General features: G+C 64.8%; 16 protein-coding genes and 1 tRNA gene. 9 read left to right on the top strand and 8 right to left on the bottom strand.

Translation table 11 applies throughout. The features are described 5' to 3' along the window. Nucleotides 1-72: 72 nt before the first annotated feature. Genes ACRYLT_RS10020 through ACRYLT_RS10010 form a run of 3 tightly spaced genes read left to right on the top strand, consistent with a single transcriptional unit; the run spans nucleotide 73 to nucleotide 5979 of the window. Nucleotides 73-3213: a response regulator gene (locus ACRYLT_RS10020; RefSeq protein WP_482663951.1), complete on the top strand. Its 3141-nt coding sequence runs from the start codon at nucleotides 73-75 to the stop codon at nucleotides 3211-3213. After that, nucleotides 3210-4082, top strand: coding sequence for a CheR family methyltransferase (locus ACRYLT_RS10015; protein WP_482663950.1), 873 nt, complete (start codon nucleotides 3210-3212; stop codon nucleotides 4080-4082). The genes ACRYLT_RS10020 and ACRYLT_RS10015 overlap by 4 nt, the downstream gene beginning before the upstream one ends. Next, nucleotides 4069-5979 (top strand): response regulator, encoded by a 1911-nt coding sequence (locus tag ACRYLT_RS10010; protein WP_482663949.1) that lies wholly within the window; start codon nucleotides 4069-4071, stop codon nucleotides 5977-5979. The genes ACRYLT_RS10015 and ACRYLT_RS10010 overlap by 14 nt, the downstream gene beginning before the upstream one ends. On the opposite strand, the gene ACRYLT_RS10005 is transcribed toward ACRYLT_RS10010, so the two are convergent. Further along, nucleotides 5971-6687 carry a CPBP family intramembrane glutamic endopeptidase, BDIM_20840 family gene (locus ACRYLT_RS10005; protein ID WP_482663948.1) on the bottom strand — a complete coding sequence of 239 codons (717 nt, stop codon included), beginning with the start codon at nucleotides 6685-6687 and terminating at the stop codon, nucleotides 5971-5973. The two genes, ACRYLT_RS10010 and ACRYLT_RS10005, sit on opposite strands and share 9 nt — an antisense overlap. 60 nt (nucleotides 6688-6747) lie before the next feature. Next, the gene (locus tag ACRYLT_RS10000) at nucleotides 6748-7887 is read right to left on the bottom strand and encodes an AraC family transcriptional regulator (RefSeq protein ID WP_482663947.1); all 1140 of its coding nucleotides are present in this window, start codon (nucleotides 7885-7887) and stop codon (nucleotides 6748-6750) included. A 181-nt stretch (nucleotides 7888-8068) separates the two neighbouring features. Between ACRYLT_RS10000 and ACRYLT_RS09995 the strand changes: the two genes are divergently transcribed. Next, the gene (locus ACRYLT_RS09995) at nucleotides 8069-8644 is read left to right on the top strand and encodes a DUF488 domain-containing protein (RefSeq protein WP_482663946.1); all 576 of its coding nucleotides are present in this window, start codon (nucleotides 8069-8071) and stop codon (nucleotides 8642-8644) included. Here the strand turns inward: ACRYLT_RS09995 and ACRYLT_RS09990 are convergent. Further along, nucleotides 8626-9486 (bottom strand): class I SAM-dependent methyltransferase, encoded by an 861-nt coding sequence (locus ACRYLT_RS09990; RefSeq protein ID WP_482663945.1) that lies wholly within the window; start codon nucleotides 9484-9486, stop codon nucleotides 8626-8628. The genes ACRYLT_RS09995 and ACRYLT_RS09990 overlap by 19 nt on opposite strands. 76 nt (nucleotides 9487-9562) lie before the next feature. Between ACRYLT_RS09990 and ACRYLT_RS09985 the strand changes: the two genes are divergently transcribed. Next, nucleotides 9563-10006 (top strand): helix-turn-helix domain-containing protein, encoded by a 444-nt coding sequence (locus tag ACRYLT_RS09985; protein WP_482663944.1) that lies wholly within the window; start codon nucleotides 9563-9565, stop codon nucleotides 10004-10006. Nucleotides 10007-10039: 33 nt separating this feature from the next. Here the strand turns inward: ACRYLT_RS09985 and ACRYLT_RS09980 are convergent, their stop codons facing one another. Further along, a complete protein-coding gene (locus ACRYLT_RS09980; RefSeq protein ID WP_482663943.1) occupies nucleotides 10040-10390 on the bottom strand; it encodes a DUF2200 domain-containing protein in 351 nt (116 codons plus the stop codon). A gap of 479 nt (nucleotides 10391-10869) precedes the next feature. On the opposite strand from ACRYLT_RS09980, the gene ACRYLT_RS09975 reads away from it, so the two are divergent. Further along, nucleotides 10870-11448: a DUF1993 domain-containing protein gene (locus ACRYLT_RS09975; protein ID WP_482663942.1), complete on the top strand. Its 579-nt coding sequence runs from the start codon at nucleotides 10870-10872 to the stop codon at nucleotides 11446-11448. A gap of 307 nt (nucleotides 11449-11755) precedes the next feature. Here the strand turns inward: ACRYLT_RS09975 and ACRYLT_RS09970 are convergent, their stop codons facing one another. Then, a complete protein-coding gene (locus ACRYLT_RS09970; RefSeq protein ID WP_482663941.1) occupies nucleotides 11756-12028 on the bottom strand; it encodes a DUF2798 domain-containing protein in 273 nt (90 codons plus the stop codon). Between the two features lie 201 nt (nucleotides 12029-12229). Between ACRYLT_RS09970 and ACRYLT_RS09965 the strand changes: the two genes are divergently transcribed. After that, nucleotides 12230-13123 (top strand): LysR family transcriptional regulator, encoded by an 894-nt coding sequence (locus tag ACRYLT_RS09965; RefSeq protein WP_482663940.1) that lies wholly within the window; start codon nucleotides 12230-12232, stop codon nucleotides 13121-13123. Nucleotides 13124-13246: 123 nt separating this feature from the next. Here ACRYLT_RS09965 and ACRYLT_RS09960 read toward each other — a convergent pair whose 3' ends face one another. Beyond that, nucleotides 13247-13960 carry a glutathione S-transferase family protein gene (locus ACRYLT_RS09960; protein WP_482663939.1) on the bottom strand — a complete coding sequence of 238 codons (714 nt, stop codon included), beginning with the start codon at nucleotides 13958-13960 and terminating at the stop codon, nucleotides 13247-13249. 120 nt (nucleotides 13961-14080) lie between these two features. Here ACRYLT_RS09960 and ACRYLT_RS09955 point away from each other — a divergent pair, with 120 nt between their 5' ends. Together ACRYLT_RS09955 and ACRYLT_RS09950 are read left to right on the top strand one after the other, a co-directional pair. Beyond that, the gene (locus ACRYLT_RS09955; RefSeq protein ID WP_482663938.1) at nucleotides 14081-14443 is read left to right on the top strand and encodes a winged helix-turn-helix transcriptional regulator; all 363 of its coding nucleotides are present in this window, start codon (nucleotides 14081-14083) and stop codon (nucleotides 14441-14443) included. Nucleotides 14444-14592: 149 nt separating this feature from the next. Continuing rightward, nucleotides 14593-15696, top strand: coding sequence for a helix-turn-helix transcriptional regulator (locus tag ACRYLT_RS09950; RefSeq protein WP_482663937.1), 1104 nt, complete (start codon nucleotides 14593-14595; stop codon nucleotides 15694-15696). A 165-nt stretch (nucleotides 15697-15861) separates the two neighbouring features. On the opposite strand, the gene ACRYLT_RS09945 is transcribed toward ACRYLT_RS09950, so the two are convergent. Continuing rightward, nucleotides 15862-15936 (bottom strand) — tRNA-Val (locus tag ACRYLT_RS09945). 197 nt (nucleotides 15937-16133) lie between these two features. Next, a complete protein-coding gene (locus ACRYLT_RS09940) occupies nucleotides 16134-16553 on the bottom strand; it encodes a DUF2147 domain-containing protein (protein WP_482663936.1) in 420 nt (139 codons plus the stop codon). Nucleotides 16554-16876 lie beyond the last annotated feature (323 nt).

The following is a 16876-nucleotide window of genomic DNA, read 5'->3' as shown; positions in this document are numbered from 1 at the left end:
GGAGCTTCGGGTTGCGATCAGGAGAGCCCTTTGGCTATGGGCTCCGTGGGGGGGCGCATCAGGATCCTCTCAATGCCCGCTGCGTCCAACAAGAACCAGGAATTTTGGCTGCGCGTCGGCCTGCTGGCGCTCATCCTCGTCCCCTGCGCTGCCGATCTCCTGCTCCCGCTCGGGACGGCCGTGTGGGTGATCTACCTCTTCCCGATCGCCCTGTCCTTCCTTTCGCGCGAGCCGCGCCTTCCGCCGGTCCTCGCCGCGGTGGCGACTTTGCTCATGTCAGTAGGCTTCCTGTTCGCCCAGCCCGGTGTCGATCCCGACATCGCCCAGACGAACCGAACGCTCGGCGCGGTCACCGCCTGGGTGATCGGGACGATCGGCTATCTTTTCATTCGCGGCCGACTGGCAGTCCGCCACCAGACCTGGCTCCAGAACGGTCAGGTCGGCCTGAGCGCCGCCATGTCGGGCGAGCAGACCGTTGCCGAACTTGGCCGCAACATCCTTTCCTTTCTGGCCCAATATCTGGGGGCAAGAGCGGGCGCGATCTTCGTTCGCGACGAGGGCGGCTATGCGCAATGCGCCCTTGTTGGAGTACCGGCGGACTCTCCGGTTCCCAAGAGGATCGGACCGGATGAAGGCCTGCTCGGCCAGGCAGCGTCCGAACGCCGAGCCTTCACTTTGGACGACGTGCCCGAAAATTATCTCTATCTCGGATCCAGCCTCGGCCAGGGCAAGCCGTCCGCGGTCGTGATCGCTCCGGCCCTTTCCGACGGCGAGGTCCTCGCCGTCGTCGAGCTCGGCTTCCTCGACGGGATTCCGGACGGGGCTCAGGAGTTGCTGGAACGCACCGGCGAGTCGCTCGCCATCGCGATCCGGTCGGCCAAGTATCGCGCCCGGCTCCAGGAGCTTCTGGAAGAAACCCAGCAACAGGCGGAAGAACTGCAGGTTCAGAGCGAGGAGCTTCGCTCCACCAACGAAGAGCTGGAACAGCAGAGCCGCTCGCTCCAGGAATCGCAGGCCCGGCTCGAAACCCAGCAGGCGGAGCTGGAGCAGACCAACGCTCAGCTGGAGGAGCAGACGCAACTGCTCGAAGTTCAGCGCGACGACCTCAGCCGAGCTCAGTCGGCGCTCCAGGCCCAGGCCCGGGAACTGGAACAGGCCAGCCGCTACAAGTCCGAGTTCCTGGCCAACATGTCGCACGAGCTTCGAACGCCGCTCAACTCGCTGCTGATCATGGCCCGGATTCTTTCGGACAATCGCGACGGCAACCTGACCGCCGACCAGGTCAATTACGCCCGCACGATCGAAACTTCGGGCAACGACCTGCTCACCCTGATCAACGACATTCTCGACATCTCCAAGATCGAAGCGGGACGGCTGGAGATTCAGGTCCGAAGGGTCCGGATCGAGCCCCTGATCGAGAAGGTTCGAAGCGCCTTCGACGCTGCCGCGACCGAAAAGGGTATTTCCCTTCGCGCCGAACTCGCTTCGGGCGCGCCCCGGCAGCTCGAAACCGATCCCCAGCGGCTCGAGCAGGTGCTTCGCAATTTCGTGTCCAACGCCGTCAAGTTCACGGACGAAGGTGAGGTCCTCCTCAAAGTCGGGGCAGAAGACGGTCGGATCGCCTTTGCCGTCAGTGACACCGGGATCGGCATCCCCAGCGATCAGCAGCAGGCGATTTTCGAGGCTTTCCGCCAGGCGGACGGCTCAATCAGCCGCAAGTTCGGGGGCACCGGCCTCGGCCTGTCCATCTCGCGTGACCTGGCGCACCTGCTCGGCGGCGACATCCGGGTGGAAAGCGCGCCCGGTGCGGGCAGCACCTTCACCCTGGTCCTGCCACCCAGCCTGGATGTGTCGGCAACGGCTTCCCAACCGGCCTTCGTGGCCGTCTCGGCCGTCCCTGCCCGCGAGTCCGGCACTTCCGCCTCGCCCGCTCTGCTCTATCGGCCAGCGGAAGAGGCCAAGGCGCCGCCCGGCTCAGGGCGGGGCGTGATCGTCGGAGACGATCGGGAAAGGCTTGCCGGCGATACGAGGACGATCCTCGTCGTCGAGGATGACCCTTCCTTTGCGAAGGTGCTCTACGATCTCACCCACGAGGCCGGGTTCCAGTGCCTGATCGCCGGCAATGCCGAAGACGCCATCCTGATGGCGCGCCAATATCTTCCGCAGGCCATCATCCTCGACGTCGGTCTTCCCGACCATAGCGGCCTGTCCGTGCTCGACCGACTGAAGCATGATACGCGCACTCGCCACATCCCGGTCCATGTGGTTTCGGTCAACGATTATACCGAAGCGGCGCTTCATCAGGGGGCGATCGGATTTGCAATGAAGCCGATCCGGCGCGAGGAACTGATGGAGGTTCTTGCCGGACTCGAGGCACGGCTGGCGCAAAGGGTTCGCCGGGTGCTCGTCGTCGAGGACGATGTCGGTCAGCTCGACGGGCTTCGCGCCCTGCTCGCGTCGCGCGACGTCGAAACCGTGGCGGCGCGAACCGGCGCCGAATGCCAGCAGCGGCTTGGCGAGATCACGTTCGATTGCATGGTGCTCGACCTCAATCTTCCCGACACTTCGGGCTTCGACCTGCTCGACCAGCTCAGCAAGGACGAGAATCTCTCCTTCCCGCCGGTGATCGTCTATACCGGCCGAGACCTGACGGCCGACGAGGAGCTTCGGCTTCGTCGCTATTCCAAGTCGATCATCGTCAAGGGTGCCAAGTCGCCCGAACGGCTTCTGGACGAAGTCTCGCTCTTCCTCCACCAGGTCGTTTCCGACCTGCCCGAGCAGCAGCAGCGGCTGATTGCCAGGGCCCTCAACCGGGATTCCGCAATCGAGGAGCGGCACATCCTGGTCGTCGAGGACGACATCAGGAACGTTTATGCGGTCACCAGCCTGCTCGAGCCTCATGGCGCCACCGTCAGCATCGCCCGCAACGGCCGCGAGGCGCTCGAGGTCCTGGAGAAAGCGGCGCTTCCCGGTGGAAGGTCCATCGATCTGGTGCTGATGGACATCATGATGCCCGAAATGGACGGGCTGACGGCAATCCGCGAAATCCGCAAGCGTTCGGACTGGAAGGAGCTGCCGATCATCGCGCTCACCGCCAAGGCGATGCTCCAGGATCATGAACAATGCATCGCCGCCGGCGCCAACGACTATCTGGCCAAGCCGCTCGACGTCGAGAAGCTCCTTTCCCTCGTCCGAGTCTGGATGCCGCGATGAGCGAAACCGTCAGCGCAAGCCCGATCGAGGAACTCGAAACGGACCTTCTGCTCGAAGGCATCTGGCGGCGCTACCATTACGATTTTCGCGGCTATTCGCGCGGCTCGATTCTCAGGCGGCTCGAGCGGGCGCGCCAGCACTTCCGATGCTCGACCAACTCGGCGCTGCAGGATCTGGTCCTTCACGATCCCGGCGCCTTCGCCAGCCTGCTCGGGATACTGGCCGTCAAGGTCAGCGACATGTTTCGCGACCCGTCCTATTTCCGGGCGCTTCGCGAGCATGTGATCCCGCATCTTCGGACCTTTCCTTCGCTGAAGGTGTGGATTGCTGGATGCGCGACCGGAGAGGAATTCTGGTCGCTCGCCATTCTTTTTCGAGAGGAGGGGCTCGAGCCGAGGACGCAATTCTACGTTACCGACATCGACCCGGGGGCGCTTCGCCAGGCGGAACGCGGGATCTTCGGCCTCGACCGGATCGCCGGCTTCACGGCCAATCACCGGGCCTCGGGCGCCAGGACCTCGCTTTCGGACTATTACACGGCCGCTTATGGCGCCGCCGCGTTCGACAAGAGCCTTAAAGGACGAGCGGTCTTCTCGCAGCACAATCTCGCCGCGGATTCGGTCTTCAGCGAATGCCATCTGGTCTCGAGCCGGAACGTCCTGATCTATTTCGGGCGCGATCTCCAGGATCGGGCGATCGAGCTGTTCCGCGACTCCCTGGTCCATGGCGGCTTCCTCGGGCTGGGGGCAAAGGAAACGCTGCATTTCTCCAGGCATTCGGAAGCCTTCAACCTGTTCGACCGGGAACAGCGAATCTACCGGCGCTCGATGCAGTTCGAAAGGAAGGACCTTCGTCATGCCGCGGCCTGAGGCCGAGACGATCAAGTTCCTGATTGTCGACGACGTTCCCGAGAATCTCGTCGCACTCGAAGCGCTGCTGAAGCGCGACGGGCTGGAACTCCTCAAGGCGACCTCTGGCCCGGAGGCGCTCGAGATGATGCTCGTCCACGACGTCGCGCTCGCTCTGCTCGATGTCCAGATGCCGGAGATGGACGGTTTCGAGCTGGCCGAGCTGATGCGCGGAGTGGAGCGGACCCGGTCCATTCCAATCATCTTCCTCACTGCCGTCGCCACCGACGACCGGCGCCGCTTTCGGGGCTACGAGGCCGGGGCGGTCGACTATCTGCTGAAGCCGGTCGATCCGCAGATCCTTCGAAGCAAGGCGGACGTCTTCTTTGAAGTCAGCAAGCGCGGCCGCGAGCTGGTGAAGCAGCGCGACGAGCTGAAGTCGACGGCCCGGCAGCTCAGCCGCGCGCTCGGACGGCTGAATGCCCATATCGACAATTCCCCGCTCGCCATCGTCGAATTCAGCTCGGACGCGCGGCTCATCTCCTGGTCGAGGGGCGCCGAGCGGATGTTCGGCTGGCCCGAAAATGCCATGATCGGCCGCTCGGCCTTCGCCCTCGACTGGATCGACGAACAGGACCGAGGCGCCTTCTCGTTGCTGTTCGACCAGCTGGTGTCGGGAGCGGCTTCGCGATCGACCCTCACCTGCCGGGTTCGGCGCAATGACGGCCAGGTCCTCACCTGCGAATGGTATATCTCCGCAATCGTCGACTCGAAGGGCACGCTCCCCTCCGTCCATGCCCAGATCCTCGACGTTTCCGAGCGCAAGCGGGCCGAGGATACTCAGCAGCTCCTGATCGGCGAACTCAACCACCGGGTGAAGAACAGCCTGGCTTCGGTTCAGGCGATCGCGCAGCAGACGCTTCGCCATTCCTCCGAGCCGAAGGAGTTCACGGCCAAGTTCACCGGACGGATCCAGGCTCTTGCACGAGCCCATTCGCTCCTGAGCAGTGCCACCTGGCGAAGCGCAAGCCTGACCGAGCTCGTCGACGATCAGTTCCAGATCGGCACCTTGGACTCCTCACGGGTCGTCGCCAGCGGCCCCGATGTGCAGCTTTCGCCGCAAGTGGCGCTTCACCTGGCGCTGATCCTTCACGAGCTCGGGACCAACGCGAACAAATATGGCGCCCTTTCGAACCCCGACGGATCGGTCCTGATCGACTGGTCGGCAGCCGGGAACCTCCTCCGCTTCGTTTGGGAGGAGAATGGCGGACCTCCCGTATCGCCGCCCAAGCAACGGGGCTTCGGAACGAAGCTGATCGAGAGAAGCCTGAAAGCGGAAGGCGGGGTAGCCGGCGCCGAATGGCGAAGCCACGGCCTGCGCTGGGTGATCGAGCTTCCGCTTCGGGCGGACCAGGTCACCGAGCGTCAACGTGAACGGGCGGCGACCGCGGTCGAGCCTCACCGCGGCGACGAGGCACCCCTGCCTGACCTTGCGGGAAAGCGGCTCCTGGTCGTCGAGGACGAGCCGCTCGTGGCACTGGAGCTGACGGCCATTCTCGAGGATGCGGGGGCGAAGATAGCGGGCCCGGCGACGACCTCACGCCAGGCGCTCGACCTGATCGCCGACGCCGCCGTGGATGGCGCCCTGCTCGACGGCAATCTCCACGGCGAACTGGTCGACGAGGTTGCCGGCGCTCTGGAAGAAGTCGGGATCCCCTTCGTTTTCGTGAGCGGCTATGGTGCCGAGCATCTGCCCCGAATGGCATCGGGCGCCGCGGTGGTCGCGAAGCCCTTCACGCGCGAGCAGATCCTCCAGGCGGTCGCCCATTCGATATTCCCGTTGAAGGAGAGACCGCGCCACGGCGGTTCTCGCCCGGGAAGCCGAGGCGTTGAACCGGAAGGCGCGCGATCAGACTGAAATCATGATCGCATTGCCGAAATTGTGCATCAGGATCGGAAGCACCAGGCTGCCGGTCCGCAGTCTCAGCCACACAGCGATGAAGGCGGGCAGTGCGGTCAACGCCATCGCCAGCGGATCGAAGCTGAAGGCGCCGCCGGAATAGCCGAAGGCGTGGGCAAGACCGAAGAGAAGGCATGACAGGACGGCCCCCCAGCCCCAATCGACGCCCAGGAACCGCCACCGACCGGTGAAGGCCCGGTCGAGCGCGAACAGCAGGATCCCGCGATAGAAAAGCTCCTCCTCCAGGCCCGGAAGGCTAAGCTGGAAGGCGAGGTCCTCGCCGCTCGTTTCGCCGTTGGGAAAGATCAGGGCGAGCGCCACGAAGATGGCGCAGTAGAGCGCCAGGACGGGCAGGGCCGATTTCAGGCTTCCCGTCGATTGGGCGATCGTCAGGCCGACCCGGCGCCACCCGAAGACTGGAAGCGCGGCAATGGCCAGGCTCAGCGCCAAGGCGAGCAGCTTCCCCTGCCAGTTGCGCTCGGCGCCCGGAAACAGGTCTGGCAAGGTTCCGTAGCCCCCGGTGAGAAGAACGTCGTTCACGACCACGAGCAAGGCGGCGACCGCCAGCCAGCGCCTCGCGAAGCGCTCGCGATCGGTCAGTCCGATCAGGCCTCCCGCCAGCAGGAAGAGGAACAGGATTCCGCAAAGGGCAATGAGTCCGTTCACGATTTCGTTCTCGCCTTGTTGAAGAGCGCGGCCATGGACCGGATTGCCTCCGGCCGCGTCTCAAAAGGCGGCGGATCGTTGCTCGAAACTCGGCTCAAGGGCGGTTTCGCCGGCCTCTTGCCCTTGTTCGGCGCGGCTTGCGGCCGCGAGCGCCCTGTCCTTGTACTGGCCGGGAGAGCAGCCTTCGGCGGCCCTGAAGACCCGATTGAAACTCGGCAGCGAGGCGAAACCGCTGTCGAGGGCGATCGCGATCAGCTTGTCCCCGGACCGCCGGCGATCGGCCAGCAGCCGCCGTGCTTCGATCAGTCGATGATGATTGAGAAAGGCGCGGAAATGGTCGAAGCCGAGCTCGTGATTCACCAGCTTGCGGACCGAACGCTCCGGAGCATTCATCTGCGCGACGAAGGCGGCGAAGGTCAGGTCGGGATCGAGATGGACCCGGTCCTGCTCAATCAACGCCGCGAGACGGCGCCGAAGCCCCACGTCGATCAGCGGCTCATCGGCACGCGAACCGGAGTCAGCCGCGGGATCGGCGCGGCCGCGCTCCTGGGCGAAGCTGAGCACATCCGGGCGGGCCCGCAACACCCTGCCCGACAGCCACAGCGAGAAGCCGAGAAGCGTTGCGTTCTGAGCCATGGCGAACGGCTGCGGGCGCCAGGCGAAGCCGAGAATGAGGTCGACCAGCAGATCGACGAGGAGGAGTCCGCCGAGCAGCAGGGCCACCATCGCCCTGGCGTCGTGGCGTTGCTGGATCAGGTCGCCCTCGCGCTCCGACCAGAGCCTCCAGACGAGGTGGGCGACGATGGCGAATCCGAGCCCGACGAGCACCGGTGAAAGCGCCGGACCCGACTGGCCGGTCAGACGATCGGCGCCGGCAAGCAGGATCCAGATCAACCCCGTGGCGAGGACGGCGCCGCGGGGCCTGAAACGCCGGTCGAAGCAGCTCAGGCAGAACCACCACAGGAAGACGACCGCGCAGCCGCTCGCCAGTCCCGCCACCGCCGCCGGTGTACCGGACAGGCGAAGCGAGGGATCGGGCGTGTTGCCGATGAGAAAGCCGGACAGGCAGATCGCCATGGGCGCAAAAAGCCAGGCGGGAACCCCCAGATCCTCGCGCCGACGGAACAGCAGCCAGGCGAGCTGAAGGATGACCGCGATGGCGAAGAGCCTGATGGAGACGTCGAACTGTCCAAGGTCCATCCGCCGTTCCTACGCGATGCTCGCGCCCGGTCCTATCGGGAGAATGTTCGAAGCCGAGGATGCCTGCGGGCCGATGCTGTCTGAACCGGAACCCGGCGCAGTCCTGCCTGATGAGTCGGACTCGCGCGAGGAGCGTTACGACAATCCTCTTTCGCGTGGATTCGGAAGTGAGGTGGAGCGCATGAAAGACGCCGTGGGCGTGTCGACGCATCTTTCGGAGGAAGCGCTGCCGGCCGTATACACGATCGGTCATTCGACACGTTCGATCGGCGAATTCGCCAAACTTCTGCAAGCTGTGGGGGTGTCGATGATCGTCGACATCCGGAGCATCCCAAGATCGCGAACCAACCCCGACTACAATCTCGACCGGCTTCCTGACGAGCTTTCCCGCTGGCAGATCGCGCATGCCTATCTTCCCGAGCTGGGCGGCCGGCGCAATGCCAGCCCTGAGGTGCCGGACGAGGTGAACGCCTTCTGGCGCAACCGCAGCTTTCACAATTATGCCGACCACGCTTTGTCGGACGAATTTCGTCGCGGTCTGGATCGCCTGCTCGATCTTTCGAGCGAACGGCGGACGGCGATCATGTGCGCGGAAGCCGTTTGGTGGCGATGCCATCGCCGGATTGTTGCCGACTATCTCCTGGAGGCGGGCCGCGAGGTCTTCCACCTGATGGGCGCCGGCCGGGCCGAGCCGGCCCGGATGACCCCGGCGGCCCGGCCGTCGCCCGATGGACTGCACTATCCGGCCAAACCCTGAACCGCCGATGCCCGGATTTCCCAGCAGGCGGCGGTGAAGCCTACCTCCCCGGCCTGGACGAAAGGATCGAAGGCGCGCCGGACGGTCTCGACGATCTGCCGCCGTTCCGTCGGATCCACTTCGGCGAGCACCAGCCCGAGCGGTCCGAAGCGGGTGAAATAGTGTTCCAGAAGACTCTCCGGAAACCGCGCTTGGAAGTCGAACCGGCCGATCCGGACGTCCTTCCACCCGGCCGATTCGAGCAAGGCCTTGACCCGATCGGCGTCGGCAAAGGCGAATTGTCCCGGAGCATCGGGTCGACGCTCCGGCAGCGCCGGAACGAACGGGGCGGCGGCTCGCTCGGCCGCTATCATGAACGGATTCTCGGCCGGGCTTCGCCACGCGAAGAGGCAGAGCTGGGCCGAACGTCTGGCCGCGGCGCGAAGGTTTCGGAACGCGGCAACGGGGTCGTCGAAGAACATGACGCCGAAGCGCGAAATCAGCAGGTCGAAACCCTGCGGATCGAACGGATGGACCTGAGCGTCGGCGGCGATGAAGCGGGCGGGAAGCCCCGTCTCCTCCGCTCGCGCCCGGGCCGCCGCGATCATCTTCTCCGAAAGATCGATGCCGACGCATTCGCCCGGACCGGCGAGCTGGCGGGCTGCCGCCAGGGTCGTGCTCCCGGTCCCGCAGCCGATATCGAGCACATGCCGAACACCGGCGGTCCGCACCGTCTCGGCCAGCCTTTCCTCGATCGGCTTGAACAGCCGGTCGACAAGTTGCTGTTCCTCGACCCAGACCGTTCCGGCAGGCCCGTTCCAAAGCGCCGCCTGATCGATTGCCGCTGAGTTTTCCGTGGTCATCTGCACCTCCTGTCCGCTTGCCTTCGTAAGGCGGAGGCGGCACTGTGCCACTTCAAGTCGACTTGAGGTCAAGAGGGTGCGTGATCTCGATATTGCGGAGGTTGCACGGCGATCGGGGCTGCCCGCCTCGACGCTTCGCTATTATGAGGAAAAGGGGCTGATCGTCTCGATCGGACGACATGGCTTGAAGCGGCTGTTCGACCCGGGCGTGGTCGATCGGCTGGCGCTGATTCAGCTGGGCCGGATGGCGGGATTCTCGCTGGACGAGATCGGCCGGATGTTCGCTGCCGACGAACCGCCGCGGATCGATCGCGATCTGCTCGCTGCCAAGGCCGACGATCTCGACACCACGATCCGGAGGCTGAGCGCGATGCGCGACGGTCTGAGACATGCGGCGGCCTGTCCGGCACCGAGCCACATGGAATGTCCGACTTTCCGCCGGATCCTGAACAAGGCCCTATCGCGCCCTCGCCCGCCCCGGCGCGGAAATCCGGACCGTGTCGCCGGGAGATCGCGCTGAAAGGTCGAGGGCGTTCCCGGTCGGAAACGCGCCTCAACTTCGGAGGATCTTCTCCATCGGCTTTCCCTTCGCCAGTTCGTCGACCAGCTTGTCGAGATAGCGGATCTCGCGCATCGTGCCCTGCTCGACCTCTTCGACCCGAACCCCGCAGACGGTTCCGGTGATCAGCGAGCGCGAGGGGTTCAGTCGGGGCGCCTCGGCGAAGAAGTCCTCGAAGCTCGTCCGCTTCGCCAGCTCGTCTTCAAGCATTTCCCGGCTGTATCCGGTGAGCCAGCAGATGATCTCGTCGACTTCTGCCCTGGTTCGGCCCTTCTTTTCGGCCTTGGCAACATAATGAGGATAAACGCTCGCCACGCTGACCGAATAGATTCGATGCTTGGTCATGATCCTCCCCTCCTCGCGCGAAAGCACCGCCACGGCGGATCGAAGCCGGACGGAACCGCCGCCACCGGCTCTCCACTGCCGGCGAGCCGGCGCACGCCGATTCAGCCTGCCTGTTCGGCCGAACTCCGGTTCTTTCAGCAATCACGACCGCGTACAGGGCCGTGTTCATCGCCGAGACCGAAGGCGCGAGGGAGCCGGGCTCAGAAGAAGTAGAGCACCGCAATGACGATGAGGGCGATGACGACGATCGTCGGAAGTGCGATCCTGCCCATATGGCTTGTCCTCTCGGCTTGGCTCGGTCGTGCCTGATGCGAAATGGTCTCGGAGGGAGAATCGTTCCGTCAGGGCTTCCTTATGATTGATCGACCCAGCCGTCCGGATTTTCGAATGACCGAAAATCTACCCTGAAAGGCTGCCGGCGAGGGACCTTCAAATGGTTCCCGCCAATTGATCTCCTGCTCCAACCACCGGAGAAACTCATGCTCGTCGACAACCTCCTCCTCCCCTCCTTCGCCCAGATGCTTCGCGCCCTGTCCGCCTGGCTGGAAAAGGCGGCCGCCCATTGTGTCGATCGCGACGAGGATCCGGAAGCCCTCCTGGCGCGGCGCCTTGCCCCCGACATGTTCCCGCTTTCGTCCCAGATCCGGTTCGCCTGCTTCCAGGCGCGAGAGGGCGTTCATCGGTTGCGTTCGGAGCCGGTTCCGATTGACGCGCTTCAGATCAGGGCTGACGGATGGGCCGGCGGCGAGCGCCCGGCCTCACTCGAAGAGGCGCAGTGTTGCCTCGCCAAGACCCTGGCATTCCTCGACGGTGCGGCCGAAAGCGAGAGAGCCTCGGACGATCAGCCGATCGCATTGGAGCTTCCGAACGGCATGATCTTCGACATGACCGGTCGGCAATATGTGCGCGACTGGTTGCTCCCCCAATTCTATTTCCACCTGATCATCGCCTATGCCATCCTTCGCAACCAGGGGGTCGATCTGGGCAAGACCGACCTGGTGCCGCACATGTTCGCCTATCTTCGGCCGGGAACGGCACCCACCGACGCGGGTGCCTGATCATCATGACTGAGCCGCGTTGCCGGATGGGATGCCCGGCGGCTGGAAATCGCACCAGATTTGTCACTCACAACTGATTGACGCGCCGAGCGGAGAAACGGTCCGGAGACTCGAAGCACTCGCCCGTGAGAGCCGCCCGATCACCCTTGTCCTATGTCCTCAGGCCGAACACGGTCTCACCGAATTCGATCTCGGTGAGGACGGCACCCGTGTTTCGACGCGCATGTTTTCCGGCTGTTTGCGGATGCTGATCGACTTCGCGCGCAGCGGCTCCCTGCCGGCGCTGCAGGCCCGGCAAGCCACGGACTCACCGATCAGCCGGAGCGACGAGGACACCGACGATCCGGCGGACGAACGGAAGGATCACGAGCAGTGCGGGAAAGGCCACCAACCAGGAGGCGCCCCACGCGCTGATCCAGTGCGAGACAAAGTCGGCCGACAATCCCAGGCCCTTGGCGGTCGATACCGCCGAAACGATGCACGACATCAGGGTTGAGACGATCAGCGGCGTCAGGATGGCCGCATAGCGGCTGGGCAATTTGCGGCGCTGACGAGGCTTTATCGGAGTGGATGTAGTCATGGCGGCTCCATTTTGGGCTGGAGGTTGGGTCCGGTGATCGAAAGTCGGCTCGGAGATTGAGTCGGCCGTTGCATGCCATCGGCCGACCTCCCGATCTCCGGCGGCCTTGGCACCACCAGGTGGAGACGCGGATACGCGGCTCTAGAAATGTTGAGAATGGCTGTTATCGTGTAGTTACTCTCTCGACTTGCGAGATAATCGATGGAACGCATAGAGGATCTCGAAGCCTTCCTCGCGATCGTGGAGGAGGGGAGCCTTACGGCCGCAGCACGACGCCTGCGCCGGTCACTTCAGGCGGTCAGCCGGTCCCTGGCCTCGCTTGAGCAAGGCTTGGGCGTAGCGCTTGTCCAACGCACGACGCGTCGCTGCAGCCCGACGGATGCGGGCCACGACTTCTACCGCCGGATCAGGCCGGTGCTCCAGGAGCTCGCCGAGGCTCGGCTGGAGGCGGCCAATCTGAGTACCCGGCCAAAGGGTGTGTTGCGGATCGGGGCCTCGGTTCTCTTCGCCCCGGTCTACCTCGTTCCAATCGTCTCGGCCTTCATGAAGCAGTATCCCGAGATCGAAGTCGAGATGACGCTTTCGAACCGCTTCGTCGATCTCGCAGGAGAAGATCTGGATCTCGCCGTCCGGATCGGACAGCTTCCGGACTCCTCGCTCAGGGGACGGATAATTGGTGACCTGCGTCGTGTCGTCTTCGCGGCCCCAGCCTATCTGGAAAGGCATGGAAGGCCCGGTCATCCGAACGAGCTCTCACACCACCAATGCGTCGTCAGGAGCATCGGCGGGAATGGTGACCGCTGGCCGTTCCTCATCGACGGGAGCTTGAGGGAAATGCGGGTCAGCGGGCGGTTCCGAGCCGATGATGCGGCAACAACCTATGCTGCCGTCGCCGAGGGCCTGGGAATCGGATTCACCCCGCTGTGGCAGATACTCGACCTGGTCGATTCCGGAAGGGTGGAGGTTCTTCTGGAGGAATATGAGGCACCTCGGGTGCCGATCCGGATCGTCCGTCCCGAAACCCGCTTCACTCCAGCCAGGACTCGCCTGTTCACGAACTTCCTTGCCGAGCACCTCAAATTGGAACGGCTTTGAGGCGCTCGGCCGGCTTCGGTCCCTGCGCTGCCGGATCGTCCTCCCGAACCGCCCGCCCGGCCTGGAGGCGCACCTCTCGATGTGGCCGATCCTGAGGGCCGCTGCGACGGCAGGTCACTTCGATCAGGCGACCTTGAGATCCTGCTCCTTGGCGAGGAGCTCGGCCAAGGGAACATGGCCCTTGAAGGCGCCGGTGCCGGTGGCGTCTTCGCCGGCCTCGATTGCTGCGGCGAAGCGGACGGCGGGGTCCTGCTCGAGCCGCTCCCGGACCGAGGTGATCCGGGGATAGTCGGCAGGATCGATCGCCTGGTGGAACAGCGCCCAGCGGGCCACGCCGATGAACAACGCATCGGCAAGCGTCGGCCGCTCGCCGAGCAGATAGGGTGCCCCGCCGATCATCTCCTCGAGCCGGTCGTGGCGCTCGCGGACGCTTTCGCGGCCTCGCGCCCGAAGCGCTTCGCGTTCCTCGGACGCAAGCGACTCATCCTCCAGGGCCATCCAGTACGGACCGAAAGCGGCGGTGAAGCCGCTATTCAGAAAGGCCATGTATTGGAGCATCCGCAGGGAGTCGAACGTGCCCGGTTCGAAGGAAAGGCGGCGATCGACGTCGCGCTGCTGGATCCATGCCGCGATGGCCATCGTCTCCGTCACGACGCCTTCGCCCAGGACGAGCACCGGAGTCTCGACCCGAGGGTTCAGGCGCCGGTAGGCCGGCTCGCGCATCTCGCCGAGCATGTCGACGCGCGTCAGCCGATAAGGTTGATCGAGCCATTCCAGGGCCGCGACCAGGCCCATGGAGCTACCGAGCGGATGGCCGTAGACAAGGATCGGTTCCATCTGTCAGTCCCTTCTGTGTCGGTGGGACCCGCCAGATAGAAGCGCCTTGAAAGAGCTCCAAGAACGCAAAAATTTCTGTCCTGGTCACTTCCGAGTGACCGCCTCGAAGGAGCGAAGTCGATGATTCCGCCGCAGTCCGATTGCCCGATCGAGGGCGCCATGGTGCTCCTGAGCGGACGCTGGCGCGCGCTCATCCTCTATTATCTCGACCAGGGAACCCGACGCTTCAACGCGCTGAAGCGCGATCTCGGGCCGATTTCCCAGCAGATGCTGACCCGGGAGTTGCGCGCGCTCGAGGAAGCTGGCGTGGTCAGCCGCGCCATTTACCCCGAAGTGCCGCCGCGGGTCGAATATGCGCTCACCGACTGGGGACGAGCGCTGATGCCGATCATCGACGCGCTCGGAGACTGGTGGGAGGACGGACCGCGCCCGGGCGCGGTTGCCCAGACCTTCACCCGGGAAGCGGTTGACGCCGGGACTTGATCGGCTTTCGGCCGGATTCTGCGCGATCCCAAGTTCTGGGGATGCCGCCGCGTGGACAGGCTGCCATCCTTCCAACAGCCCTCACCAGAAGCCGCTCACGATTGAAGCAGGGATGAAGGCGCGCCGGAGCCGGTACAGGAGACGGACCGTTGGTCGACGAGGTAGCCGATCTCCAGAACGCGTTTCTCGCGGCCCCGCTGTCGGTCGGCGGCTGGGAAGCGGCGCTTGCCGAACTCGCCACGCGAACCAACTCGGCTCGCGCGCAATTGCTGGCTATCGGCGGTGAGCGGGAACTCGCCTTCAACTGCCTGACCGACATTCCCTCTTCGACGTGGGAGGAGGAGTTTCTCGGCATCGGCGGTGCGAGCAGCAAGGTCAACTGGCGGATCAGAAGCACAAGGGAGCCGTTGGCGGTCGTTGCCGAAGACAGCTACGCCCAGATCCGGCGGACGATGAAGAGCGACGTCTATGACGATTTCGCCCGCCACTACGACATGTTCCACGGCTGCCAGACGACGCTGTATTCGGGCCAAGGCATCTTCTTCGGCCTCGCGACTCTGAGGACTGAGGCCGATGGCCAGACCAGTGCCGAGGATCGGGAGCTCTTCGCTCGAGCCGCGCCGTCGGCATTGGCCGCCATCCGCCTTCAATATGCCCTCGAGAACCAGGCGGTTGAACTGGTTGCGGGCACCTACGAGGCAATGTCGGCTTCGGCCTTCATCTGCGACGCGCGCGGCCGAGTTCGCGCGGTGACTCCTGCCGCCCAGCATCATCTTGCTGGTCCGACCGGCTTGCGACTGATCAATAGGGAATTGTCCGCCCTCCGCCGCGACGAGAACGACGCCCTGCAGCGGGACCTTCTCAAGGCGAGGGAGAGTTCGAGTACCGGACTGGTCGCCCGGCTCTGGATCACGGACACGCAGGACGTTCCGCAATCCCGGCTTTGCGAGATCTTCGCTCTGCCGCGACGGCGTTGGTCGTTCGGGTTCGAACCGTGCATCGTCGTCGTGGTGCGCTCTGCCGGCACCTTTGGTGATTCCGAGCGGCGCCTGCTGCAGGACAGGTTCGGCCTGACCGCGGCCGAGGCTTCCATCGCTCTGGCCATAGCGGACGGACGTTCCCGCGAGGCGGTCGCCCAGGATCGCGGCACCTCCACCCAGACGGTGAATTACCAGCTCAAGAACATCTTCCTGAAGGTTCATGTACGGCGGGAATCCGAGCTCGTCGCCCTTCTGAACCGGCTTTTCCGCTAAGCAACGCTTTCGCCGATCCGATTCATGCCCGCACAGCCGGGCCGCCACAATTGCCAGAGGGGCAGCGTGAACCCGACGGCTCCAGCCGGATGCAACAAGTGAGCCCAAGCTTCTGCGCTGCCTCGCGATCCGAGCGAGTGCGCGATCGTGATGAGGAGAGGGAAATGGTGGGCGTGGCAAGGATTGAACTTGCGACCCCTGCGATGTCAACACAGTGCTCTACCACTGAGCTACACGCCCACCGAGACCAGATCGATGCCGGGCATCGACCGGCGGCCGAGGTCATGGGCCGCCCGGGAAGCGCGATGTAGACATGCCCCGCGGCGGGCGCAAGTCCTGTCGCGCGCCCCTGACATTTCAGCCCCCGTCATTGGCCCCTTCCGGCCTGCGCGCCGCTGCTGCAATGCCCGCCAAGCCGCGGAGCCGCGGGCGTCGACTCAGGAAACGCGAACCCAGGTCTGCGACTTGCACAGGATCCGGCCGACCAGGCAGCCGCTCGCGATCACGCGGTTCGGCCCGGACGAACGCAGGGTGCCGGAAACACTCCGGCCGAGATCGGGAACGAAGACCCGCCCGCTCCAGGCGCCGGGGCCGGTCTGACGGAACTGCTGGAACAGCTGGCGTCCGACCAGCCGGTCGGTTCCCGCCCGCCGGGACTTCATCTTGGCCCGTTCATTGGCCCAGACGACGGCTCCGCAGACGTTCGATCCGCACGGCTGGATGCGGACATGAACCGAGTTCTTGGGATTGCGCCAGACGCCGGTCAGCGGCTGATCCGCAGTGGCAGCCTGGACCGCCGTTCCGGCCGCCGAAAGCGCGATCGCAGCGGCCGCGGCGGCGGCGAAGATCTTGCTCATTCGAGGGAACTCCCTTGGATCTCGATCCTGACCGAACGCGTCAGGACTTTGAATCTAAGACGGTTTCTCCGTCGGACAAGCCGCAGGCAACCGCTCGCGCCGTGCCTCGGCCGAAACTCTGGATTGCGCGAACCGCACCGGCGCAGGATCCACGGCTGGAGCGGCGGCCGCCAGGGCGGATCTGCAGGACGAGCCCGATCCGGGATGAACGGCCAGCGGCGCGGCCTGGTGGAACAGAATCATCGCACCGGCACCGCAAGCGGTTGGCGTCGTCCGCCAACTCTTGGCAACTCCTGCCTCGCCGCTCCGCACCCGGCCCCTCA

The sequence above is a fragment of the Sphingosinicella sp. SM1-17 genome, assembly GCF_056821765.1.
This window is presented reverse-complemented; position numbering and strand designations above follow the sequence as displayed.